Here is a 6,353-nt window from a genome sequence, read left to right as displayed (position 1 = left end):
ATTCTCCCTTTATATCGGCTTTGGGCAGATTATTTGGATTCTGGTGCAGACGTACATGATGAATGCTGTCTCAATGGTGCATGTATTCTATACAAGCCTTGGGCTGCTTATTCAGGCAGTTACCCTGCTGCCGCCGGTGCAGAGTTATTTTATGCTGGACGGCCGGCAGGAAAGAAGTTAGAATGGCAATGAACAAAAAAGGGCTTTCATTTGACCCTGGAGGTGAACCGGAATGACTACAATATATGATATCGCCAAAAAAACCGGTTACTCTCCGACTACGGTATCTAAGGCGTTCAATAACTATTCCGATGTGCGGGAAAAGACGCGGGAGGAAATTCTGCGTACAGCCCGGGAGATGGGTTATCTGCCTAACGCGCATGCCCGGACACTGACCACGAAGAAGTCCTGGACCCTCGGTGTATTGTTTGTGGAGGGCACGGGGGTAGGCATCCGCCATCCCTTTTTCGGTGCGGTTATTGAGAGCTTCAAACAGGTGGCTGTAGCCAAAGGATATGCCCTGATGTTCATCTCGAAGGATGTCGGCGGCAAGCAGAGCGGGTATTTGGAGAATTGCCGGATTCATGGTGTCGACGGTGTGGTGGTGTTCCTCTCCGACTATGAAGACCCGTATTTCCTGGAGCTGCTGGAGAGCGATATTCCGACAGTGATTCTGGATTATGAGACAGCTCAGTCTCATACGGTCTGCTCGGATAATACGGCCGGAGCAATGCTGGCGGTAGAGTATCTGACTTCTCTGGGACATAGCAGAATTGCTCATATTTCCGGCGGCATGAACACCATTCCGGGCAGACGGCGTGAGGAAGGCTATGCGGCGGCGATGAAGGTGCACGGTCTGGAGCTTCGTGAGGATTACATCGTTGAAGGCGCATTCTATGCACTGGAGAACGGGTATGCCGCCATGCAGAGGCTGCTTGAATTGCCTGACCGTCCAACTGCCGTATTCGCTTCAGGCGACTTGCTGGCACTGGGTGCCGTAATGGCGGCCAGGGACAACGGCTTGTCCGTACCGGAAGATATCTCCGTTATGGGCTATGACGATATCGAGCTTGCCAGATACGTCACACCGGCACTAACGACAGTCCGGCAGGACACGGCTAATCTTGGCACAAGGGCAGCGGAAATTTTACTTGCTTCAATTGACCGCAAGGGGACAGGAATGGAAGCCATCGTACTTCCTGTGGAAGTGGTTGTGCGGGAATCCTGTGCGCCGCCTGGCGAGGTTTAACAGCGTTTCGCCGGGACGCGCTTTTTTTTCGAAACAAATCGAAACCGGTTTCGATTTGGGTTTGAGTTTTTAAACCTAACTAAGGAGATGGATTCATAATGGCAGCAACCCGCTCGGTCGTAACAGCAAAAGAAACAGGGGAACGGTTAAGTCCACGGGAAGGTTTGCAGTTTAAGACCTATACCGCCGGCCAGCCTGCTGATATTCAGCTGCAGCCGGAGAAGGAGTTCCAGAAGGTGATTGGTTTTGGCGGCGCTTTTACGGAAGCAGCGGCTTATACCTTGTCGCGGATGAGCCCGGGTAAGCGGGCGGAGGTGATACGCAGTTATTTTCACCCCGAGGAAGGCTTAAGCTACTGCATGGGGCGCGTGCATATTCATAGCTGTGACTTCGCGCTCGGCAACTATACATACGTCCAGGATGGGGATACAGAGCTGGCTACCTTTGATATTTCCCATGATCATCAATGGGTGCTGCCGCTGATTAAGGATGCCATGGAAGTCAAAGGCGGCACCTTTACCATGCTGGCTTCGCCCTGGAGCCCGCCGGCCTGGATGAAGACGAACGGAGAGATGAATAATGGCGGATCGCTGAAGCCGGAGTATGCCGCTGTCTGGGCGCGGTATTACACAAAGTTTATTGAAGCTTACCGTAAAGAGGGGATTCCGGTCTGGGCCGTATCCGTACAGAATGAGCCGGCAGCGGTGCAAACCTGGGATTCCTGTGTATACAGCGCTGAGGAAGAGCGGGATTTCGTCAAAAATCATCTCGGCCCGGCTATGCATGAAGCCGGAATGGCGGATGTAAATATCGTCATTTGGGATCACAACCGCGACATTATGGTAGAGCGTGTAACTCCTATTTTGTCAGACCCGGAGGCTGCGAAGTATGTATGGGGTACCGGTATCCACTGGTACGGCGGTGAGGAATTCGACAAGGTAGCCAAGGTGCATGAGCTTTTCCCGGATAAGCATGTGCTGTTCACGGAAGGCTGCCAGGAAGGCGGAGTGCGCCTTGGCGAATGGTTCACCGGAGAACGTTACGGACGCAATATGATCGGTGATCTGAATGCCTGGACGGAAGGGTATCTGGACTGGAATCTGGTGCTGGATGAGACCGGAGGGCCCAATCATGTGGGCAATTTCTGCGATGCGCCAGTTATCGCCGATACGGTTACGGATGAGGTTCATTACAACAGTTCGTATTATTACATCGGGCATTTCAGCAAGTTCATCGCTCCCGGGGCCGTGCGTATCGGACTGGAATCCACAGCAGAAGGTATTCTGTCCACAGCTTTCCGCAACCCGGACGGCAGCATAGCTGTTGTGCTGATGAATGAGAGCGGGGAAGCACGCAGCGTGACTCTTGGGCTGGGGGATGAGCAGGCCGGCTCCCAGCTGCCGCCGCACTCCATTACCACACATATGATTTCGTAATTGCGGCGTTAACAAAACTGGGAGCAGGCAAGATGTTATGTGCTAACAAAACTAAGCGTATGCTTCCGATGCGAGTTTTGTACGAAGCTAATCCAAGATGTAATGCTAACAAAACTTTTAGGAGGTCATCAACATGAGTAATTATTATTTTGATTCCGGCAAATTTGTGATGGAGCAGTTTCATGAGAACAAGCCGTTTGCCAGTTTTTTACCCGGGCTTGCCGGGCTTAAGGGGATTCCGATGTGGACCTTTTATGTTAACCGCGGTCAGGGGGTGTGCAGCTTTGGGGTGCGCGACAAAAACTCGCCGATCATGGAGTTCTCACCGGCGAACATCTCCCACAAAAATGTATCATCCTCCGGCTTCCGCACGTTCCTTAAGCTGGGCCATTCTCAGGAGGTCTATGAGCCGTTCCAGTCGTCCCGTCCCGATCCGGCGGCCAAGCGTAAGATGACGATTCTGCCAAACGGGCTGACGATCGAGGAGTCCCATGCCGTTCATGGCCTGAAGACGACCGTGCACTATTTCAATCTGCCAAATGACGACTATGCAGCCCTTGTGCGTCGGGTGGAGATTGAGAATACCGGCAGTGAAGAGCTTGAGCTTGAGCTGCTGGACGGCCTGCCGGAGATCCTTCCGTACGGGTCAGCCAACAGCGGATACAAGGAAATGGGCAACCTGCTGCGCAGCTGGATGGAAGTCTACAATCTGGAGCAAGGCATCCCCTTCTACAAGCTGCGCTCCAGCACGAACGATGATGCGCAGATCAGTGAAATCCAGAACGGCCATTTCTATCTGTCCTTTACCGGGGAAGGGGAGTTACTGAAGCCGGTTGTCGATTTCGAGCTGATCTTTGGCGGCAACACCTCCCTTGCTTATCCGGACCGGTTCGCCGGGCTGTCCCTGACTGAGCTCCTGGAGCAGCCGCAGTATCCGGTAAATAAGGTGCCTTGCGGCTTCAGCGGCAGTACGCGGACTCTGGTTCCAGGCAGCAAGCTGACGCTGAACACGATTATCGGGCATGTCAGCGACATTGATAAAATCAACCGGAAGGCGGATCAGCTCTGCCGTGATGAATATATTACTGGCAAGGCGCAGGAAGCGGCTGAGCTGACCGAGAATCTGACCGCTGACATCGCCACCCGTACTTCTTCAGCCTTGTTCGATGCTTATTGCCGCCAGTCGTATCTCGACAACTTCCTGCGCGGCGGGTATCCGTTTATTTTTGACAATGGAAATGACGGCTTTGTAGTACACCTGTACTCACGCAAGCACGGCGATATGGAGCGGGACTACAATTTCTTCTCACTGGCCCCGGAATATTATTCACAGGGGAACGGAAACTTCCGCGATATGAACCAGAACCGTCGGAATGATGTGTTTTTCCATCCGAAGGTTGGCAGCTTCAACATCAAAATGTTCTACAGCCTGATTCAGGCCGACGGCTATAATCCGCTCAGTGTGCAGGGGACCAGCTTTGAAGTGCGGCCTGAACATGCCGAGAAGCTTAAAGAGTGGATTGCGGCTTCCGCAGCAGATCACCAGGCAGAGCTTGCGGAGCTGTGCTTAGGGAAGTTCACCCCGGGCCGGCTGATCAACTACATCGCCGATCATGATGCGGTGCTGAAGGTGGATGAACAGGAGTTTCTCCGCGGCGTGCTTGCCCTGTCACAGCAGAATATTGAGGCCGCATTCGGCGAAGGCTTTTGGAGCGATCACTGGACCTATAATCTGGATCTGGTCGAAGGTTACCTGGATGTTTTCCCGGATAAGCAGGAAGAGCTGTTGTTCGGGGATGAGACCTACACCTTCTATGACAGCCCGGCTTATGTGCTTCCGCGCAGCGAAAAGTATGTAATCAGCGAAGGCAAGGTCCGGCAGTATGGTGCGCTGCTGGAAGATGAAGAGAAGCTGCATAAGCTGCAGCGTAAAGCCGGTGATACCCAGTGGCTGCGCACGGCAGGCGGGTTCGGGGAGATTTACCGCACGAGCCTGTTCGTCAAAATGCTGTCCCTGACCCTGAGCAAGTTTGCTACCCTTGATCCTTACGGCATGGGGGTAGAAATGGAAGGGAACAAGCCGGGCTGGAATGACGCGATGAACGGTCTTCCGGGCTTATTCGGCTCAGGGATGAGCGAAACGTTTGAGCTGAAACGGATGATTCTCTTCCTGCTGGAGTCCCTGGAGAGCGGAGAAACGGGTGAAAAGGCAGTTGCACTTCCGGTAGAGATGGCCCTGCTGCTGGAGCGGGTGCATCATGCTGCAGCCACGGTGCTTGGCGGGGGGCTCACTGAATTTGACTATTGGGATACTGTAGCTACAGCGCGCGAGGCCTATCGTGAGAGTATCCGTTTTGGAATCACCGGTGAGGAGGCTGATGTTAGCCTTGCAGTGATCCGGGAAGCGCTGGGCAAGTTCCTGCACAAAATTAACGCCGGGATTGACCGGGCTGTTGAAATGGGCGGCGGACTGGTTCCGACGTACTTCCGCTTTGAGGCTGTGCGGTACCAGCCGGTAACGGATGAGGCGGGTAAACCGGTGATTAGCGGCTATGGCCTGCCGAAGGCTACAGTGGAGGAATTCGAGGCGATCGCCCTGCCGTATTTCCTGGAAGGTCCGGCCCGCTGGCTTAAAACCCTGGAAAGCACCAGCCAGGCCAAGAAAATCTACAGTGCGGTTAAGGATAGCGGATTGTTCGATCCGGTAACCTCGATGTACCGGACTTCTGTATCCCTGGAGCAGGAATCGCATGAAATCGGGCGGATCCGGGCGTTCACACCGGGCTGGCAGGAGCGGGAGTCGAATTTCCTGCATATGTCCTACAAGTATTTACTGGCCCTGCTGAAGGCGGGGCTGTATGAGGAATTCTTCAGCGAACTGAGAACTTCGCTGATTCCGTTCCTTGATCCGGAGGTCTACGGGCGCAGCACACTGGAGAATTCCTCCTTCATCAGCACAGGCGGCAACCCGGATCCGGGAACTCATGGACGGGGCTTCGTAGCCAGACTCAGCGGCTCCACAGCAGAGTTCCTGAGCATGTGGAGAACGATGATGGCGGGAAGCCGGATGTTCTCGGTAGAGAATGGCGGGCTGACGCTGGAATTGGCGCCGGCGCTGCCAGGCTGGCTATTTGACGAACAGGGCAACCTGTCGTTTACGTTCCTTGGAGGGACGGAAGTAACCTATTATAACCCGCGGCATGCGGATACTTACGGTGCGGAGCGTGCGGTCATCGGACAGCTCACACTGGTCTACAGTGACGGCACTGTCCGGCAGATTGCCGGATCGCAGGTGCGTGGTGAGGACGCCGAAGCGCTGCGGCGGGGAGAGATAACATCGATCCGGGCAGAAATGGTGTAGAGGAAAATGCGGGGGGCTGATGAAGCCTCCCTTTTTTATTGCTGTAAGGCTCGGTAAGCGGGAATGGAGGGGGAAGCGGAGAATAGAGGGATAAATCCCTCTGATTTGGCGGAAATGGAGGGGTAAGCGGAAAATAGAGGGATAATGGACCTCCGTCAAGAAAGTGGACACCAAAAGACAAAATTAAGCTGCTTTTCGCTTGAATCTCGCTGCGAACTGGACCGGAGATATGTAGCCTAGGGCGCCGTGGATTCGTTTGCGGTTATAGAAAAATTCAATGTACTGGTAGATTTCTTCATAGGCTTGT

Annotated in this window: 4 protein-coding genes and 1 pseudogene; 4 read left to right on the top strand and 1 reads right to left on the bottom strand. The window is 53.9% G+C overall.

Features of this window, described 5'->3' with window-relative positions:
* From AQR02_RS34875 to AQR02_RS25265, 4 genes and pseudogenes are all read left to right on the top strand, one after another.
* Positions 1-181, top strand: a pseudogene (locus AQR02_RS34875) (hypothetical protein); the annotation flags it as partial.
* Positions 182-232: 51 nt separating this feature from the next.
* Complete coding sequence (locus AQR02_RS25275) at positions 233-1,249, top strand: LacI family DNA-binding transcriptional regulator (protein WP_054943149.1); 1,017 nt, start codon at positions 233-235, stop codon at positions 1,247-1,249.
* A 98-nt stretch (positions 1,250-1,347) separates the two neighbouring features.
* Positions 1,348-2,685 carry a glycoside hydrolase family 30 protein gene (locus AQR02_RS25270; RefSeq protein ID WP_054943148.1) on the top strand — a complete coding sequence of 446 codons (1,338 nt, stop codon included), beginning with the start codon at positions 1,348-1,350 and terminating at the stop codon, positions 2,683-2,685.
* A 133-nt stretch (positions 2,686-2,818) separates the two neighbouring features.
* Positions 2,819-6,046, top strand: a complete 3,228-nt coding sequence (locus AQR02_RS25265) for a hypothetical protein (protein WP_054943147.1) — start codon at positions 2,819-2,821, stop codon at positions 6,044-6,046.
* 183 nt (positions 6,047-6,229) lie between these two features.
* Here the strand turns inward: AQR02_RS25265 and AQR02_RS35665 are convergent.
* Positions 6,230-6,353 (bottom strand): IS3 family transposase (locus tag AQR02_RS35665; RefSeq protein WP_148449213.1); only part of this gene is annotated, 124 nt, incomplete at its 5' end.

The organism is Paenibacillus ihuae (genome assembly GCF_001368795.1).
In the GTDB taxonomy this organism is placed as follows: Bacteria; Bacillota; Bacilli; order Paenibacillales; family Paenibacillaceae; genus Paenibacillus_AQ; species Paenibacillus_AQ ihuae.
The sequence above is the reverse complement of the archived record's forward strand: the minus strand, read 5'-3'. Positions and strand labels throughout refer to the sequence as shown.